The organism is Dinghuibacter sp., assembly GCF_035492835.1.
Lineage (GTDB): Bacteria > Bacteroidota > Bacteroidia > Chitinophagales > Chitinophagaceae > Dinghuibacter.
Genome location: NZ_DATJIY010000077.1, coordinates 1 through 17673, shown reverse-complemented (window position 1 = coordinate 17673; position 17673 = coordinate 1). Strand labels below are relative to the sequence as shown.

The following is a 17673-nucleotide window of genomic DNA, read 5'->3' as shown; positions in this document are numbered from 1 at the left end:
TTCGCGTCGAGGTCATAGATCGGACTGCTGACCATGATTTCATCCACGCGGCTCTCCCGCACAAACGCCGACAACTTCGCCCCCAGGCTCTCGCGGTTCCCGGTGAAGGTGCAAGCCGTCATCGACTCAACCATATTCCGTACCTCGGGCACGCGAAGAACCTCCGGCAGGGGACCGGGCGGCTGGAGCGGCCGCCGCTCGTTGGTGACGATCCCGAGGAACATCCGGTAGAGACTCGACGACAGCCATTCGGCTTCCTCGTCGGTATCGGCGGCCATGACGTTGACACAGGCCATCATATAGGGCGCCGCCAGGGATGCCGAGGGCTTGAACTCGCGGCGGTAGATCTCGATCGCGTTCCACAATTGCGCCGGCGCGAAGTGCGCGGCGAAAGCATAGGGCAGACCCATGGAAGCCGCCAGGTGCGCGCTGTCGGTGCTCGACCCCAGTATCCAGATCGGGATGTGCAACCCTTCACCCGGAAAGGCGTGTACGCGGCCGTCGGCGTTGTCTTCACTAAAGTAGGTCTGCAGGTCCCGGATGTCTTCGGCGAAGTGGTACTGCGTCGACATGTTGTTGCGGCGGAGGGCCATGGCCGTGAGCTGATCCGTTCCCGGCGCGCGGCCGAGCCCGAGGTCGATACGGCCGGGGTACAGGGTCTCGAGCGTGCCGAACTGCTCAGCGACCACCAGCGGGGCGTGGTTGGGTAGCATGACGCCGCCCGAGCCCACGCGGATGGTTGTAGTCTGGCCGGCCACGTGACCGACCAGCACCGCGGTCGCGGAGCTGGCCACGTGCTGCATATTGTGGTGCTCCGCCATCCAGACGCGGGTATATCCCAGCGATTCCGCCCGCTGCGCGACGGACACGGTGGAGGCGATGGCCACACCGGCGTCGCCGCCTTCGCGGACGATCGCCAGCTCCAGTACCGATAGGGGGAATTGGCTCATATCAATTGGCCCAGGGCCTCTTTTGAAAATCCTTTTAATTCCCCGTTGCGGTGCTCGTGTATCTTTTGTACCCATTCCGGGTCAGCCAGGATCGCCCTGCCTACGGCAACAAGGTCGAAGTCGCCCCGGTCATACCGGCGCGCCAGCTCGTCCAGCGAAGCGGGGTTGGAGCTTTCGCCGGCAAACGCCGCCAGGAAATCTCCCGACAGACCCACGGAGCCGACGGTGATGGTGGCGCGCCCCGTCAGCTTTTTGGCCCAGCCGGCGAAGTTCAGGTCGGAGCCTTCGAATTCCGGTTCCCAAAAACGGCGCTGCGAGCAGTGGAAAACGTCCACACCCGCGTCGGCCAGGACGCCCAGCCAGGCTTCCATCTCGACCGGCGTTTTTGCCAGCTTGTAGTTGTAGTCAAAAACCTTCCATTGGGAGAGCCGCATAATGACGGCGAAGTCGTCGCCCACCTGACGCCGCACTTCACGCACGACCTCCGCTGCGAAACGGCTGCGTTCCACCAGCGTTGCGCCGCCATACGCATCCGTGCGCGTATTCGTCACCGGCCAGAAGAACTGGTCGATCAGGTACGTGTGCGCGCCGTGCAGCTCCACGCAATCGAAACCGAGCCTCTTGGCGTCCGCGGCAGCGCGTCCGAAGGCCGCGATCGTGTCGGCGATGTCGCTGTCCGTCATGGCCTGCCCCATCACCGCGTCTGCTTTACGCAAATTCGACGGGCCCTCGAAGGGTACCGGCGGCAGCCAGCCCGAATGGTGCGGCTCGTGCACGCCCTGGTGCCATATCTGCGGGCCCATCCGGCCGCCGGCGGCGTGGACGCGGTCGATGACGCGTTGCCAGCCATTCAACGCCTGCCCTCCATAGAAGTGCGGTATGTTGGGATCGGCGGAAGACGACGGCCGGTCGATCACCGTGCCCTCCGACAGGATCAGCCCGGCGGAAGCGCGGCGCGCATAGTAATCTGCGACGCCCTCCGTGGGTACGCCGTTCGGGGAAAACGAGCGCGTCATCGGCGCCATCACCCACCGGTTCGGCAGGTTCAACGATTTCAATCTGAAGGATTCGAAAAACTTTTCTGTGCTCATATGTCCGTTTTAAATGCCTTGCTTAAGGCCGTAAATGCTTCTTCGTTCCGTTTGTAATAGGTCCATTGCCCGACCCGGTTGGCGTGGAGCAGCCCCGCCTTTTGGAGGATCGTGAGGTATTCGGAGACCGTAGACTGGGAGAGACCGCACTTCTGCTGGATCAGGCCGACGCACACGCCGACCTTTTCGCAATCGCCGTGCTCCTGGGCCGGGAAGTGCTTGTCCGGCTCCTTCAGCCATTGCAGCATCTGCAACCGGGTCTTGTTGGAGAGGGCTTTGAAGATTTCGAGCTGGTCCAATTTCGGGTCCATGGGGCAAAGATATGGATATATCGGGAATTTCCGATGTGCCCAAGGCGCGCGGTCGGCAGGCATGGCCCGAATGCGTCGCGCGCGCCGCGCGGGGGTGCGCCAAAATGTGTACATTACCACGCTGCTGCAACAAATGCGCCTTGAAAAAACCACAGCCCCCTCGTATGCAAAACTTCAACACCCCTAAGGCCCCGCGCATGAGCCCGGCCTTCCCGCAAGCGGTCATAGCCGGTGGCTTTATCTTTGTTTCCGGCATGCCCGGTATCGACCTTTCCGGCAAGGTCGTCTCGGACAGCTTCGAAGACCAGGCCCGGCAGGCTTATGCCAACATCAAGGTCATCCTCGAAGAGGCGGGTAGCGACATGAGTAAGGTGGTGAAAACGACGGTTTTCATGGTCGCCGGCAACGACTTCGCCATCGCCGGAAAGGTCTTCGCCGAATTCTTCCCCGGGAACCCGCCTGCCAGGAGCACGCCGCAGGTGATGCCGTTTCCGGCGGGGATACTCATCTCGATCGAGGTTATAGCGTTATCGTCTTAGACTCGCCCCACACGAGGATCTTCGGGTCCTTGGGTTTCGTATTCCACAGACATTCACGTACGGTCATCGTCCTGGTGCGGGTGTCGATGGTGATGAGCTCGAACGCCAGTTGTTTTTCGTCCTTTGACGAGAACTTGCCCTTCATCGGCGAATCCACCCGGAAGCAGGGTGTACCCTGCCATCGATAGAACTCCGTGTAGTTGTTGTGGCCGTGGAAATAGGCCTTGATCTCCGGGTGGCGCTTGAGGAAGGCCGCGAAGGCGCGTTGCTCGATGACCGCCGAGTCCTTCACCGAATGCCCGTCTTTGAAAACCTCGGGCAGCAGGTTCTCGAACTTGTCCGTGCTATCGATGCCGTGCCCGTCGTTGGGGTTGGTAAAAAAGCGGGCTTCGACGTCCGGGTTGGAGTGGGTAAAAAGCAGGGTGGGGGCCGGGCCCTGGAGGTGCGCATCCATCCACGCCTGGTCGGTGGAGTCAGGCCAGACATCCAGGAAGACCAGCCGGATACCGGCTATGTCGCGGATGCAATGGATCTTATCGGTCGCATAGTTGTACGTGGCGGCGGTGCGGGGACGGGCCGGTTTCATCATGCGGTTATAGATGCCCGCCATCGACGTGGCGTCGGTGAGCGGTTTGGCGGGGCGCCAGAAACCCACCGCGTTGGAGACGTCGTGGTTGCCCGGGCTCAAATAGATGGGCGTGGATTTGCCGTGCCGGTCGGTGATGGTTAACAGGTGGTCGTATGCCGCTTCGAACTGCTTCCATGATGCCGCGTCGGATTGCACCCCCTTTTCCTCCCTATTGGCGATATCCCCGGTGATCAACAGCCCATCCAGGTGTACGATCTTTTGTCCCGCGCCAGCGCCCCCATCCCTGGGCAGCCTGCCACCGGGCAGCCGGTTGATCGCGCCGATCATCGCGCGGTTGACGATGTACGAGGGTACCTTCTCCCCGCCGCGGAACTCCTTGCGGGTGATGCCGTAGTGGACGTCGGACGTAAAAACGAAGTGGAGTACGCTGTCTTGCGCTACGCCATCCAGCGCGATCAGGATACAAATCAAAAGGGAGAGAGGGCGACGCATGTGGTTGTTATTTCCGGCAAGATATTGTATTTGAACGGTATCCTATCTTCGACGCCCGTACCGGATTCCCTTAACAAGTGGCTAACACGGGCGTGTGGTGGTATATGCTGGGCTTTGTCGTAGTATTGCACCACATTTCAGTGCTACAAGGCTTATCTCCGTTACTCGTATTGGTGTTGTCCGCAAACGTAATCGACTGCAACATGGACTCACTGAACCGACCCCTGAAATCTTTCCGCCGCTTGTTCGCGGCACTCCGTTTTCAACGCCGCTTTATCGCGGAACTCCATTTTCAACGCCGTTTATTGCCACCCCCGTTAGTCGCGCCCGATTTCGTGTTCGCGGCAAACTGACGTACATCCCCATATCATCGTAATGTGTGCCGCCGGCTCCCGCCGGCGGATAGGCTACTCTTTATCCAATAAAATTACATCCTTATGAAAGCGATCCGATTAGGCCTGGTGCTCGGCGCCAGCCTTTTCCTCAGTTCCCAGACAAACGCGCAGTCCACGCCCCCGGGAGGGGTCAGCAGCGGGCTGATCCTGTGGCTGGACGCCAGTGACGTCAACGCCAACGGGACAAGCCCGGCGAACAACAGCGCCCTTACGACCTGGAAAGACAAATCCGGGCAAGGCCACGACGCCACTTCCTTCAGTGTCAACGCAGGCACATTCAAGGCCAACGAGATCAACGGTTTGCCCACCGTGACGTTCACCAGGGTCGATGACGCGGACGGAACCGGCTTTACGGTTCCGGGCGTCGACATCCGGGCTATCACCCACCCACAGGTCACGATTTTTACCGTCTACCGCCAGGGGAATAACTTCCCCTCCCAGCAACAGGCGGTATGGGGTGACGACAACGGCGACTGGGACCGGTTTTTCTTCACCAAGTTCGGCACCAGCACCACCACCGGGGGCGTCTCCTTCGGCCCGTTGGGCTCGACGACCGTGGCCTCCGTCACCAACGCGGGCGCCGTCGGAGTGACCCAGCTGCTGACCGCCATTTATAATGGTTCCGTCGTCGGCAGCACCAATAGCGGCCCGGTCAACGGCTCCGATATCTACTTCAACGGCCGGGTCGTCACCACGTTCTCCGACAACACCGACCCGTCGGCGGCCCAGACGGCGCTCAAGATCGGCCTGGATGGGGACGACAACTATTTCGACGGCGAGATCGCCGAAATGATCGTCTACAACCGGAAGCTGACCGACTGCGAAATCGAGGACGTCAACCACTACCTCAGCCAGAAGTACGGCACGGGATACGACGTGGCCAACCAGTACACATGGCCGACGCCTTTCACCGACGTCAAGGGTGTCGGTAACTTCAGCACCACCTGCGTCACCAACGTCATCAATTCCGCGTCGAGCAGCATCGCAACGCTGGCCAATCCCTCCGTCCAGACCATCAACAACAATATGACCTTTGCCAACGACGCCGGCGGTTTTGCCGTGTCGACCGACGTGCCCACGGGTTATGCGGCCCGGCTGACCCAGCTCTGGCGCGTCGACGAAACCGGTAGCGTCGGTACGGTGGATGTGAGCTTCGACCTGACGGGGCTTGGCTTCGATATGTCGAACGCCGGCAATTTTGCGTTGCTGACCAGCACCGGTGCGACTTTTTCCAGCGGCACCGCTATTACCGCCGGCCGCAGCATTTCCGGTAACGTCGTTACGTTCACCGGCGTGACATTGACGAAGGGACAATACTTCGGCCTGGCGATCCTGCAGGCGAAGCCCGTGGCGTTCCTTCGCTCCATCACGTCCGATACCGGTCCTTCGGCTACGGACTTCGTCACGTCCGACCAGACCCTCGTTTTCCACGGCACCGCGACACCCCACAGCAGCGTGGCGCTCAAGACGGGGACGACTTTGCTGGCCACCCTCACGGCGGCTGCCGACAGCTCCTGGTCTTACGACAATACGGCGATGACGCTTGCGAACGCCAGTTATTCCATTACCACGACGGCTACCCTGGACGGCATTACCGGGACGGCATCCGCCCAGACGATAAAGGTGGACCATATAGCGCCCGCGACGCCGTCCGCCCCCACCGCGCCGACGCTGCACAATGGCTTTAGCCAGACCGGGTCTTACACGACGACCGGTACGGCGGAAGCCAACAGCACCGTCAATATATATGACAACGGCGTGCTGATCGGCACCGTCACCGCGACGGCTTCCGGGACGTATTCCTATACCGCCGCTCTTCCCGACGGCGCGCATTCCCTCACGGCCACGGCAACCGACCTGGCGGGAAATACCAGCGCGTCCAGCAGCGCCACCGCTTTCGCCGTCGACTCGACGCCGCCCGCGGCGCCTTCCGCACCCGCCGTACCGGGTTTGCACGACGGCTACAGCCAGACCGGCCATTTTGCCGCGACCGGCACCGCCGAGCCGTTGAGCACCGTCACCCTTTATGACAACGGCGTCGTCATCGGTACAACCACCGCGGACGCCAGCGGGAACTACAGCTATACGGTCTCTTTGTCCGACGGCGCGCACAGCCTCACGGCTACGGCGACCGATGCCGCCGGTAACACCAGCGCCGTGAGCGGCGCGACCGGCTTCACCGTCGACTCCACGCCCCCGGCAACGCCCTCCGGCCCCGCGGTGCCCGATGTCGTCAACGGCTATATCCGCACCGGCGCGCCGACCGTGACCGGTACCGCCGACCCCCTTACATCGATTACGTTGTATGTCAACGGCGTTGCCGAGGGCACCACGACCTCCGATGCGAGCGGTAACTATTCCTTTATCATCAACCCCGCGTTGTCCGACGGATCGTATGGCCTGGCCGCCAGGGCCACCGACGCCGCGGGCAATGTGAGCTTCTACAGCGCACAAACCAACATCCTGGTCGACACCCACGCGCCGGATGCGCCTTCCGCGCCCGCTGTGCCCGGCCTGATCAACGGTTACAGCCAGACCGGCGCGTTGACCGCCACCGGTACCGCCGAGCCGCTCAGTGTTGTCACGATCTACGACAACGGCGTGGCCATCGGCACGACCACGGCGGACGCCAGCGGCAACTATTCCTATTCCGTCTCCTTGTCCGACGGCGCGCACAGCCTCACGGCAACCGCTACCGACGCCGCAGGCAACGTCAGCGCCGCGAGCGGCGCGACCGGCTTCACCGTCGACACCACCGTTCCGGCCGCTCCGAGTGCACCCGTCGTGCCCGGTATTACCAACGGTTATATCAAGACCGGCGCACCGACGCTCACCGGCACCGCCGAGCCCAACAGCACCGTCACGATCTACGACAACGGTGTGGCCATCGGCACGACCACCGCTGACGCCAGTGGCAACTACAGCTACACGGCCTCTTTAACGGACGGCGCGCATAGCCTGACCGCTACAGCCACCGACGCCGCAGGCAACGTCAGCGCCGCCAGTGGCGCGACCAGCTTCACCGTCGACACCACCGTTCCGGCTGCTCCGGGTGCGCCCTCCGTGCCCGGCGTCACCAACGGTTATATCAAGACCGGCGCCCCGACGATCACCGGCACCGCGGAACCGAACAGCACCGTCACGATCTACGACAACGGCGTCGCCATCGGCACGACCACCGCTGACGCCAGCGGCAACTACAGCTACACGGCCTCTTTAACGGACGGCGCGCATAGCCTGACCGCTACGGCGACGGACGCCGCAGGCAACGTCAGCCCCGCTAGCGGCGCGACCAGCTTCACGGTGGATACCAGCGTCCCGACAGCGCCCGGCGCTCCGACCGTACCGGGTCTGACCGACGGCTACAGCAAGACCGGCGCCCTGACGATCACCGGTACCGCCGAACCCGGTAGCACCGTCACGATCTACGACAACGGCGTGGCCATCGGCACGACCACCGCGGACGCCAGTGGCAACTATAGTTACACGGCCTCTTTAACAGACGGCGCGCACAGCCTGACCGCCACGTCCACCGACGCCGCGGGTAATGTAAGCCCCGCGGGCAACGCGACCGGTTTTACGATTGACACGAGCACCCCGTCCGCGCCCAGCGTTCCGACCGTGCCCGGTCTGACCAACGGCTACAGCAAGACCGGCAACGTCACGGTTACGGGTACCGCCGAACCCGGCAGCACCATCACCATCTATGACAACGGCGTGGCTATCGGCACGACCACCGCTGACGCCAGCGGCAACTACAGCTATACCGCATCATTAGGAGACGGCTCGCATAGCCTCAGCGCCACATCCACCGACGCCGCGGGCAACGTCAGCCCCGCCAGCGGTGCGGCCGCCTTCACGGTCCAGGCCGAAGCGCCCGCCGTAACCATCACCGCGCCCAGCGCCACGGTAACGGCCCTGTTCACCGCGACCATCAGCTTCAGCCAACCGGTGACCGGCTTCGATATGAACGGCGTCTCCGCCACGAACGCGACCCTGTCCAATTTCGTACAGGTGAACGACACCGTCTACACGGTCGTAGTGACGCCCGCGGGGGGTGGGGGACAAGTAAGCCTGTCCGTCGCCGCCAACGTAGCGATCAACCAGGCGGGCACCGGCAACCTGGCGTCGAACGTCCTCGACCTGAACGCGACGATCACCGAGCTGGTGGACAAGGTCTACCCGGTTCCGGCAAAAACGGTCCTGCACATCCACTTCGCGGGTATCCCGCCGACCGAAGGCCGGATCATGCTGATCGACATGGCGGGCCAGCGCGTCTATGACCAGCAAGCCGCCATCAGCAGCGAAGAGATGACGATCAACGTATCCGAATTCTCCTCCGGCGTGTACGTCCTCAAGGTCATCGCGGGCGACTACAACTATCAACGCAAAATCATCATCCAACACCAGTAAAATGAAACGTATCCTATCCATACTGTGCGCCTGCGGCTACCTGCTGCCGGCGCACGCCCAGACCAAAACGCTGAACGTCGCCACCACGGCCGTTCCGTTCCTCCGGATCACCCCCGACGCCCGTAGCGGCGCGATGGCCAACACCGGTATCGCCACCGGCGGAGGCAGCTACTCGATCTTTCACAACATGGCCTCCACCGCCCTGGCCGGCGAAAACGCCGGTATCGGCGCCGGCTATACGCCCTGGCTCCAGGCCGTGGGCGCCGAGAGCTACCTGGCGTTCCTGAGCGGGTACAAACAGTTCGATGACGGCAACAAGGTCCTCGCCGCCGGCATCCGCTACTTCAACATGGGCAGTATCAATTTGTCCGATGAAAACGGCGCCAATATGGGCGTCGCAACCCCCAGGGAATACGGCATCGACATCGGCTACGGCATGAAGCTGGGACAAAGGCTGTCCGCCGGTCTGACCTTCCGGTACATCCATTCCCAGCTGGCCACCGGTAACTTTAACGGGACCGAGTTCAGGGCGGGTAACGCCGCCGCCGCCGACCTGTCGTTGTTCCATGACGGGCGCGATGACAAAGGCGCCGGTTTTACCTGGGGTATCAACCTGTCCAACCTCGGCACGCGCATCGCCTATACGTCGGGCACTACCCAGAAGGACTACATCCCCGCGACCCTCGGTATCGGCGCCGCCTACACGATCGCGCCGGACGACATGAACGCGCTGGTGTTTACGGTCGACGTCGCCAAGCTGCTGGTGCCCGTTATCCCCGCGGACTCCGCCGGCATCGACAAGTATTACACCCGTTCGGTCCCGTCGAGCTGGTTCGCGTCCTTCAACAGCGACGGCCTCCGTTCGATGCAATACTCCGGCGCCCTGGAGTACGCCTATGACAAGACCGTCTTCCTCCGCGCCGGTTATAACTACGAATCCGCCAGCGCCGGCGGCCTCAAATACGTCACCGCCGGTATCGGTCTCCAATACCACGGCGCCGCCTTCGACTTCGCCTATCTCGTACCCTCCGGCAACGGCGTCAACCAGAGCCCGCTCAACAACACGCTGCGGTTCTCGGTGCGCTTCGCGCTGGACAAGAAAAAATAGCCATCCGCGCCTTATGACTACACGGCAGCCTGCCCACTCCGGTGGAGCAGGCTGCTTTATTTCCGCCGCGACCCGGCCTTTACGGACTTTACCCTATATTTAGCCCATATGAGACCCCTTATCGTTTGCTTGCTCCTTTTCGGCTCCGCGCTCGCGCAAGCACCCCGCAAGGACACCGTCGTAACCCATTTCTTCCGCCGCACCGCCGGCCACATCGCCAGCGACGGCGGCTATTCCATCCCGTTATCCAGTGGCGGCTCGCTGTGGCTGATGGGCGACAGCCACATCGACGACTTCGACCCGGCTACCGGGACCGTCCCCTGTCTTTTCCAGGTGCGGAATGCGGCGCTCAGCCAGCCGCGGGGCGATTGGGACTGGCATCATACGACGACGTTGACCGGCAACGGCCCCGGCATAAAGAGCTACCTGAAGAACAACCCGAACGACCTGTATTTTACATGGCCGTCAGGCGGGATACAGATAAAAGATACGATCTACATCTATTGCAACAGCATGAAGAACGCCGAATCGAAGCTGGAGGGCTTTGGTTTTGCCCGCACGGGCAACGACTTTATGGCGAAAGTGACCTTCCCGGATATGAAGGTCGCGGGGTACACGACCCTCCAGGACTTCGACAGCATCGGCTTTGGGGTTGGGTTTATCCAGGAAGGCCGCTGGGTGTATGTCTATGGGCAGAAGGTGACGGGGATCCGCGTCGATCTTTTTGTGGCGCGGTTTGACGAGAGACAACCCTGCGGGCCCTGGCAATTCTGGGACGGCGCGGCATGGTCCGCCGATGTGCATAAGATCAAACCCATCGCCCACCAAAGCGGCATCGACGGGACCTTCCAGGTGACGAAAATCGACGGCCGCTATCTTCTCCTCAGCTCAGCCCTGAGCGTCGGTTGCGACCAGGGCAAGGACATCTATGCTGCCACGGCGAGGAAGCTCACCGGCCCGTTTTCGACGCCGCAAACGATATACACCATCGACGATACCGTACAGGGCCACTATCCCTTTTTCTACCTGGCCACGGCCCACCCGGAAGACATCAACGGTGACGGCTTGTTGTTTACGTATTCGATCAACGGCTACGGGACCTGCGCGGCAACCTGTGTGAACGGGCGGATGAACCCGGACTATTACCGGTTGAAGGCGTTCCGCCTGCCGCTGGCATCAATTAAATGACGCCCTGAACCGTAGCGGCGTCGTCTGCGTCTTATTCTTGAACAGCTTGTGGAACGCCTGCGGGTTCTCGTACCCGAGCTTATAGGCGATCTCGCTCACCGTCAGCGACGTAGTGGTCAGCAGCTCCTTGCCGTAGTCGATGATGTAGTCGTTGATGTGCTGCTGCGCGCTGCGTCCAGTCAGCGTGCGGAGCATGTCGCTGAGATAGGCGGGGGAGAGGTGCAGCGCCTCCGCCAGGTATTGCACCGTGGGAATGGTCCCCCTGACGTCCCGTAGCAGCGCTTCTACCCGCACGACCAAATGGTCGTTGGTCTTCCGCCGCGTCAGGAACTGCCGGTGATAAAACCGTTCGCAGTACTTCAGGAAAAGATCCAGCTGCGATACGATGATGTCCTGGCTAAACCGGTCGATCCCCGAATGGTATTCCCGCAGCATGATGGCGACGATACCTTCGAGGGTCTGCAGCTCCTCGTCCGACAGGTGGAGTCCCTCGTTCATTGAATAGGAAAAGAAACCATACTTGCCCGCGTGCATGAAATCAGGGTGGAACAATATCGTCCATCCCTGGAGCCGGACGCCTTCCGTCAGCTCCGACGCAATCACCTGGTTAGGGCCATGGAACACCAGCGAGCCTTCGTCGAAGTCATAGTAGTCCTGGCCGTACCGCATCTTCCCTGCATAACCCTTTTTGCAGCTGATCGTATAAAAGCCGTAGGTTTTCAGCCTCAATTTCTCATCCGAATAATCGGTGATGTCGGCGTGGTTGAAGACGCAGAAAAGCGGGTGCCGGGGCTTGGGGAGGCCCAGGAGCGCGAGGAATTCGCCAATGGACTGTATATGGTATGGCACGTTCACCGGCACAAAGTTACGTCGTGAAGCCATGCGGCGGCCCCGGCGGATACTACTTACCCCAAAACGGATACTCCCGCGACCCGCCCGCCTGCGAACTTTGCCTTATGAAACAATCCCTCACCGCCGCTGACGTCGTCGCAGGCCACGACCTCACCGGCAAAGTCGCCCTCGTCACCGGCGGACATTCCGGTATCGGCCTGGAAACCACCAAAGCTTTGGCGCAGGCCGGGGCAACCGTTGTCGTGGGCGCGCGGAGCCTCGACAAGGCCGAAGCCAGCCTCAAAAATGTAAAAAACGTTGAAATCGCAGCAATCGACCTGGAGTCCCCGCGGTCCGTCGAACAATTTGCGCGAAAGGTCGCCGCCGCGCACCCGCAACTCCACCTCCTCATCAACAACGCCGGCGTCATGCGTCCACCGCAATTCACCAGGGACCAACGGGGCTACGAATGGCAGTTCGGCGTAAACCACCTCGGGCATTTCCAGCTCACCGGTCTTTTGTGGCCCGCATTGAAATCCGCCAACGGCGCCCGTGTCGTGGCGCTAAGCTCTATCGGTCACCGTTACGCCCCAGTAAACTTCGACGACATCAACTTCGACAGACACCCGTACGACAAGGCCACCGCCTATGGTCAGTCGAAGACCGCCAACGCCCTTTTTGCCGTCGAATTGGATCGCCTTGGCGCTCCGCATGGCGTACGCGCCTTTTCCGCGCACCCCGGGGGCGTCCTCACCGATCTCATCCGTTACATGTCCGACGAAGAGCTCGCCACGTGGGGTATCAAGAGGGTAGGGGACCGTCTGGAGACCGCGCCCGGCGCTTTTAAAACGCCCGCCGAGGGCGCCGCCACGTCGCTCTGGTGTGCCCTCAGTCCTGAATTAAATGGCCACGGCGGCGCCTATTGCGAAGATTGTCACCTGGCGCCCCTCGTCCCCGACGATCCCGCCATATTATATGGCGTCCGCGAATACGCGATCGATCCGGCCAACGCGCGGCGACTTTGGTCGTTGAGCGAACAGGTCACTGGAGTCCGCTATACATAAGGACGCTCAGTATAAAAACGTAGAAACTTCGGATTACTAATAAATGAATAATAGGATAGCTTAACATTCCGGTCATACTGCGGCGCTATGTTTAGTCAAACAAAAATTTATTTGACTTATGAAGAAATCTCTTGCCTCATGGAGCATTCCCTGTGCCTTGATCGGGCTGATCGGCCTGTCCGCCGGCTGCAGCAAATCCCCCCTGACTCCTCAGTCGTCGCTTCCCCCTGTCGGAACGGCGTCCTACCCTGAAGTACCCAGCTCCCTGCAACCCGGACAAACGTCCAACGGTTCCGCGGAAGAAATCGTTTTCGACCAGACGATCTATGGCGCTACCACCAGCGTTGAAGTCACCGAATGGTCCGCCATCTCTACGTATGGCGAGCACAATACGGTCGGTCTCGCCGTGCCGGGCGGTTATGTGATGGTAGGGGGCGGCGCCCACATACTGGACCCGAACGGGAACCAGGCGAACGTGGATGCCTTGCTGACGGCCGCGTACCCGGTTGGGGACGGTCAGTTCACTACCTATTATGCTTCCGATAAGGACCAGTTTACCCAGTATTTCAGCGAGGTCCAGGCGTACGTGATCGGTATAAAGCTCTTCGGCCCCGGTGGTACCGTGATCCCCACCAGCGCCGTCATCCCGCACCTGTACCTGACCTCCGTCACCTCCCAGGTTGCGGACTATCCCTCCATTTCGTTGAGCATCCCCTCCCAATACTACAACAGGATATTGAGCGCGGGCGCCATGGACGATTATGGAACGGGTTACGGTAACCTCATCACCGAGAGCGACTGGACGGGGACCGGTACGACGGCCTCCGGTAAGGACCAGCATAGCCCGGACAAGTGCGACATCATCGACAACGTGATCGCCATCGACAACTCGCCGATTGCCGGGTTTGGCACCTTAAATGTGATCAACGCCTCGCAGTCGACCAACAACGTGAACCACCTCCAGACGATCAGCGTCGCCGCTCCCTCAGGTTGGGCGCTAACCGGGGTAGGCGGACATACCACCTGGTCGGGTTATGGCAGGATGCTTTACGATATGTACGCGCCGTTTTACGACCAGGCTATCGTTGGCAGCAAAGACCAGCAGACACCCGATGTTTCGGGCGTGACCACCGTAGAGCTATCCGCGATACAACCGGCACAGTAATAAAACGGGGAGCGTTTTTGCAGGCGCTCCCCTGTTTTATGTAAAAAATTTAACACAATTCCTTTATATTGTGTTATGACATCGTTTCGCACCTTGCTATGTGTTAGCACCGTTTTCGTCCTGCTGAGCTTCCTCCCTCCCCGGAACAAGCGCAAGTTTATCGATCCCGCCAACATGGACCTCAGCGTCCGGCCCGGCGACAATTTTTACCGGTATGCCCAGGGCAACTGGATAAAGAACAACCCGGTACCGGCGTCAAAGACGCGGTGGGGCAGCTTTGACGAGCTCAGGGAACAAAGCGTGCAAAAGCTGCGCACGCTGCTCGAAGCGGCAGCGGCCGGCGCGGCGACCGATCCGAAGATGCAGAAGATCGGCGACTTCTACCTCAGCGGTATGGACAGCGCGGGGCTCGAGCGCCTCGGCTATCAGCCGATCCAGGTGGACCTCGACCGGATCAACGGCATAAAGAATACCGCCGGTCTGCTGGAGGAGGTCGCCTATGAGCGGACCCATTCCATCGCGATGCCCCTGGTGGGTTTCAACGTCGGCCCGGACCGTAAGGACGTCACCCACTACGTCCCGCAGGTGGGCCAGGGGGGCATCAGTCTCCCCGACCGCGACTACTATCTGAAGAACGACGCCCGGAGCGCCACGATCCGCTCGGCCTATAAGGCGCACGTATCGAAAATGTTCCAGCTGATCGGCCGCTCCAACCCGGACGCCGCCACCGACGCCGTCCTGCGCATCGAAAAGGCGCTGGCCTCCGCAGAGATGAGCCGCGTGGAAATGCGCGATCCCTATAAGACTTATAACAAATTCGCCTGGAAAGACCTTTCCGCCACCACGCCGGCCGTCAACTGGAAGACATGGGCCGCCGAAATGGAGGTAACCGGCGCCGATAGCGTCATCATCACCAACCCGTCTTTTCTCAAATCCCTGGACCTCCTGCTGACCGCCGTGTCGCTGGACGACTGGAAGGCTTATCTGCAATGGAACGTAGTCCGCTCCGCGGCGCCTTTCCTGAGCAATGCTTTTGTGGAAGAAGACTTCACCTTCGAAAAGGTTTTGACCGGTCAAAAGGAAGAGACGCCCCGCTGGCAACGGGTCAGCAGCCTTATCGACCGCTCGCTCGGCGACCAGCTCGGGCAGCTGTATGTCGATAAATACTTCAGCCCCGCCGCCAAGCAACGCATGCAGGAGATGGTGAACAACCTCCAGGAGACTTTTGCGGAGCGCATCCGGAAGGTCGATTGGATGAGCGACGACACCAAACAACGCGCCGTGGAGAAGCTCCAGGCTTTCCTGAAGAAGATCGGTTATCCGGATACCTGGAAGGACTACAGCAGCGTCACTATCCGCAAGGACGACCTGCTGGGCAACGTCCGGAGCTGCGGCGTCTGGGCGTATAACGACAACGTCAGCCGCCTGGGCAAGCCCGTCGACCGGACCCGCTGGTCGATGACGCCCCCCACGATCAACGCCTACTACAACGCGTCCAATAACGAAATCGTTTTCCCCGCGGGTATCCTCCAATTCCCCTTCTTCGACTTCGACGCCGACGACGCCATCAACTATGGCGGCATCGGCGCGGTGATCGGCCACGAAATGACCCACGGCTTCGACGACCAGGGCCGCCAGTTCGCCGCCGACGGCAACCTCAGGGATTGGTGGACCAAGGACGACGCCGACAAATTCAAAACCCGCGCGAACGAAGTCGTCGAGCAATACAACGGCTTTACGGTCCTGGACACCCTCCACGTCAACGGCCGCCTCACCCTCGGCGAGAACCTGGCCGACCTCGGCGGTTTGTCGATCGCCTACGAAGCGTTTACCAAAACCAAGGAGTTCAAGGACGGCAAAAAGATCGACGGCTTCACACCCCAGCAGCGCTTTTTCCTCAGCTGGTCGCAGATCTGGCGCTCCAATACCCTCCCCGAAACCTCCGCGCAGCTCATCCTCACCGATCCGCATTCCCCGGGCGAGTACCGCTGTAACGGACCCATCACCAACATCGATGCGTGGTATGACGCCTTTGGCATCAAGCCCGGCGATAAGATGTACAAGGCCCCGGACCAGCGGACGAGGATTTGGTAATGTCTTCTTTATGATCGACGAGTCGAACGGCTATGACGACATCGCGGACCTCTATATCCACGGCCGCGGCCGTGCCATCAATGGGATAGGCGCCGCCGTTGCCCGCGCGTGGGCCCGGACATTCGGACCGGGCTCCGTCGTGCTCGACCTGGGCTGCGGCACCGGTATCCCGGTCACCAACATATTGCTCGAAGCCGGCCTTACGGCGTACGCCATCGATGCCTCCCCGCGGATGGTAGCCGATTTCCGGTCGCATTTTCCGGACGTGCCTGTTGCCCTTGAAGCCGTCGAGCGGTCACGCTTTTTTGACCGCACCTTCGATGGGATCATCTCCGTCGGCCTGATGTTCCTGCTCCCCGCCACTTCTCAACGCGCGCTCATCCCCAAAATGGCCGCGGCCCTGAACCCCGGTGGCAAGCTCCTGTTCACCGCCCCGCTCTCCCCCATAACCTGGAACGACGCGATGACGGAGCAACCGTCGCGGTCCCTTGGGGCGACCGAATACCGGGGGCTCATCACAGGAGCGGGGTTGTCGCCCGGAGAGGAGTTCGATGATGAGGGGGAGAACCATTATTTCAGCGGGGTGGCGCCTTTATAAATCCGGTCCCCGGAAACCCTGGACAATGGCAGGTTTTGCCCTGGGGAAATCGAGGTTCCTTATATTCGCGCATGACCTACACCGAAAAGCTTATAGAAGCCAAGGCCGGTTATCCGTTTGACAACTGGCAGGAAAATAAAGTGGAATATGGGATGGTGCAATACACGCCCGAAAACTGCGACCGCGCCCAGGCAGTTTTGGACCGCCTGATCGAAAGCCTGATCCAGCTTGGTCCGGACACTCCAGAACCACAAAAGGTGGAATTTTTTCAACTAGCCGTGGAGGCGCTGAATGACCTCAACGACGAGATAGCCGGCCTGATTGAGACGGGGGAACGGGAAGATCTTTGCTCATTGTTCGACCAGATCGCTGGGGCGGCGGGTATAGATACGAACAAATATGGTGGCGGCGACGGGATCGCAAGTGAATGGAGGGAATGGTAGATGAAACGAGATTACGCCACATATGCCACGGAATGTTTGGATGCACTCAAACCCCTGCAGGATAAATTTCTGACGGAGTACGATGTGAACGGCTATGATGGAGTTGTCGGAGAACGGTGACTTCCAGGCGTAGTGTGAGCAGTGCGAAGCTGTAAGATGAATGCTAGAACCTCGGCCGCTAAAACACCTTAACCCCCGCCGCATACGTCGCCCCCACCTTCACCCCCAACACGTCCGCCGCGCCCACCGTCATCAAATCCCTATCCAGCACCACAAAATCGGCCCGCTTGCCGGCCTCGAGGCTCCCGATCTCGTTTTCCAAAAAGTCGGCTCGAGCCGCCCAGATCGTCATGCCACGGATGGCTTGCATACGACTTAACGCGTCTGAAGGCTGAAACCCGC

General features: G+C 60.8%; 15 protein-coding genes. 9 read left to right on the top strand and 6 right to left on the bottom strand.

Annotated features, from left to right (window positions below; genetic code table 11):
* The 3 genes from VL547_RS07625 to VL547_RS07615 all read right to left on the bottom strand — a co-directional run.
* The coding region (locus tag VL547_RS07625) for an LLM class flavin-dependent oxidoreductase (RefSeq protein ID WP_325576921.1) at nucleotides 1–950 on the bottom strand (950 nt) is incomplete at its 3' end.
* Complete coding sequence (locus VL547_RS07620) at nucleotides 947–2041, bottom strand: NADH:flavin oxidoreductase (RefSeq protein WP_325576919.1); 1095 nt, start codon at nucleotides 2039–2041, stop codon at nucleotides 947–949. The genes VL547_RS07625 and VL547_RS07620, both read right to left, overlap by 4 nt.
* On the bottom strand, nucleotides 2038–2352 hold the full coding sequence (locus VL547_RS07615; protein WP_325576917.1) for a helix-turn-helix transcriptional regulator: 315 nt from the start codon (nucleotides 2350–2352) through the stop codon (nucleotides 2038–2040). The genes VL547_RS07620 and VL547_RS07615 overlap by 4 nt, the downstream gene beginning before the upstream one ends.
* 164 nt (nucleotides 2353–2516) lie before the next feature.
* Between VL547_RS07615 and VL547_RS07610 the strand changes: the two genes are divergently transcribed.
* Entirely contained in the window at nucleotides 2517–2891 is a 375-nt protein-coding gene (locus VL547_RS07610) for a RidA family protein (RefSeq protein WP_325576915.1), read from the top strand.
* Here the strand turns inward: VL547_RS07610 and VL547_RS07605 are convergent.
* Nucleotides 2872–3972, bottom strand: coding sequence for a metallophosphoesterase (locus tag VL547_RS07605; protein ID WP_325576913.1), 1101 nt, complete (start codon nucleotides 3970–3972; stop codon nucleotides 2872–2874). The genes VL547_RS07610 and VL547_RS07605 overlap by 20 nt on opposite strands.
* Nucleotides 3973–4409: 437 nt before the next feature.
* Here VL547_RS07605 and VL547_RS07600 point away from each other — a divergent pair, with 437 nt between their 5' ends.
* The 3 genes from VL547_RS07600 (at nucleotide 4410) to VL547_RS07590 (ending at nucleotide 11076) form a co-directional block, all read left to right on the top strand.
* The gene (locus tag VL547_RS07600) at nucleotides 4410–8780 is read left to right on the top strand and encodes an Ig-like domain-containing protein (protein ID WP_325576911.1); all 4371 of its coding nucleotides are present in this window, start codon (nucleotides 4410–4412) and stop codon (nucleotides 8778–8780) included.
* A gap of 1 nt (nucleotide 8781) precedes the next feature.
* Nucleotides 8782–9888 (top strand): type IX secretion system outer membrane channel protein PorV, encoded by a 1107-nt coding sequence (porV, locus tag VL547_RS07595; RefSeq protein WP_325576909.1) that lies wholly within the window; start codon nucleotides 8782–8784, stop codon nucleotides 9886–9888.
* 108 nt (nucleotides 9889–9996) lie between these two features.
* On the top strand, nucleotides 9997–11076 hold the full coding sequence (locus VL547_RS07590; protein ID WP_325576907.1) for a hypothetical protein: 1080 nt from the start codon (nucleotides 9997–9999) through the stop codon (nucleotides 11074–11076).
* Here the strand turns inward: VL547_RS07590 and VL547_RS07585 are convergent.
* A complete protein-coding gene (locus VL547_RS07585) occupies nucleotides 11065–11931 on the bottom strand; it encodes a helix-turn-helix transcriptional regulator (RefSeq protein ID WP_325576905.1) in 867 nt (288 codons plus the stop codon). The genes VL547_RS07590 and VL547_RS07585 overlap by 12 nt on opposite strands.
* Nucleotides 11932–12032: 101 nt before the next feature.
* Between VL547_RS07585 and VL547_RS07580 the strand changes: the two genes are divergently transcribed.
* The 5 genes from VL547_RS07580 (at nucleotide 12033) to VL547_RS07560 (ending at nucleotide 17271) form a co-directional block, all read left to right on the top strand.
* Nucleotides 12033–12971: an oxidoreductase gene (locus VL547_RS07580; RefSeq protein ID WP_325576903.1), complete on the top strand. Its 939-nt coding sequence runs from the start codon at nucleotides 12033–12035 to the stop codon at nucleotides 12969–12971.
* Nucleotides 12972–13089: 118 nt separating this feature from the next.
* A complete protein-coding gene (locus VL547_RS07575) occupies nucleotides 13090–14136 on the top strand; it encodes a hypothetical protein (RefSeq protein WP_325576901.1) in 1047 nt (348 codons plus the stop codon).
* Between the two features lie 75 nt (nucleotides 14137–14211).
* Nucleotides 14212–16230: a M13 family metallopeptidase gene (locus VL547_RS07570; RefSeq protein WP_325576899.1), complete on the top strand. Its 2019-nt coding sequence runs from the start codon at nucleotides 14212–14214 to the stop codon at nucleotides 16228–16230.
* Between the two features lie 10 nt (nucleotides 16231–16240).
* Nucleotides 16241–16828, top strand: a complete 588-nt coding sequence (locus tag VL547_RS07565) for a class I SAM-dependent methyltransferase (RefSeq protein ID WP_325576897.1) — start codon at nucleotides 16241–16243, stop codon at nucleotides 16826–16828.
* A gap of 71 nt (nucleotides 16829–16899) precedes the next feature.
* Nucleotides 16900–17271 carry a hypothetical protein gene (locus VL547_RS07560; RefSeq protein ID WP_325576895.1) on the top strand — a complete coding sequence of 124 codons (372 nt, stop codon included), beginning with the start codon at nucleotides 16900–16902 and terminating at the stop codon, nucleotides 17269–17271.
* Between the two features lie 178 nt (nucleotides 17272–17449).
* Here the strand turns inward: VL547_RS07560 and VL547_RS07555 are convergent.
* Nucleotides 17450–17673: amidohydrolase family protein (locus VL547_RS07555; RefSeq protein ID WP_325576893.1), on the bottom strand; the 224-nt coding region annotated here is incomplete at its 5' end.

Bases quoted from the DNA above. Each gene is read 5' to 3' on its own strand.
- VL547_RS07620 (WP_325576919.1), bottom strand. From the start codon at position 2,041: ATGAGCACAGAAAAGTTTTTCGAATCCTTCAGATTGAAATCGTTGAAC.
- VL547_RS07570 (WP_325576899.1), top strand. From the start codon at position 14,212: ATGACATCGTTTCGCACCTTGCTATGTGTTAGCACCGTTTTCGTCCTG.
- VL547_RS07580 (WP_325576903.1), top strand. From the start codon at position 12,033: ATGAAACAATCCCTCACCGCCGCTGACGTCGTCGCAGGCCACGACCTC.
- VL547_RS07605 (WP_325576913.1), bottom strand. From the start codon at position 3,972: ATGCGTCGCCCTCTCTCCCTTTTGATTTGTATCCTGATCGCGCTGGAT.
- porV (WP_325576909.1), top strand. From the start codon at position 8,782: ATGAAACGTATCCTATCCATACTGTGCGCCTGCGGCTACCTGCTGCCG.
- VL547_RS07560 (WP_325576895.1), top strand. From the start codon at position 16,900: ATGACCTACACCGAAAAGCTTATAGAAGCCAAGGCCGGTTATCCGTTT.
- VL547_RS07575 (WP_325576901.1), top strand. From the start codon at position 13,090: ATGAAGAAATCTCTTGCCTCATGGAGCATTCCCTGTGCCTTGATCGGG.
- VL547_RS07600 (WP_325576911.1), top strand. From the start codon at position 4,410: ATGAAAGCGATCCGATTAGGCCTGGTGCTCGGCGCCAGCCTTTTCCTC.
- VL547_RS07610 (WP_325576915.1), top strand. From the start codon at position 2,517: ATGCAAAACTTCAACACCCCTAAGGCCCCGCGCATGAGCCCGGCCTTC.
- VL547_RS07565 (WP_325576897.1), top strand. From the start codon at position 16,241: ATGATCGACGAGTCGAACGGCTATGACGACATCGCGGACCTCTATATC.
- VL547_RS07615 (WP_325576917.1), bottom strand. From the start codon at position 2,352: ATGGACCCGAAATTGGACCAGCTCGAAATCTTCAAAGCCCTCTCCAAC.
- VL547_RS07590 (WP_325576907.1), top strand. From the start codon at position 9,997: ATGAGACCCCTTATCGTTTGCTTGCTCCTTTTCGGCTCCGCGCTCGCG.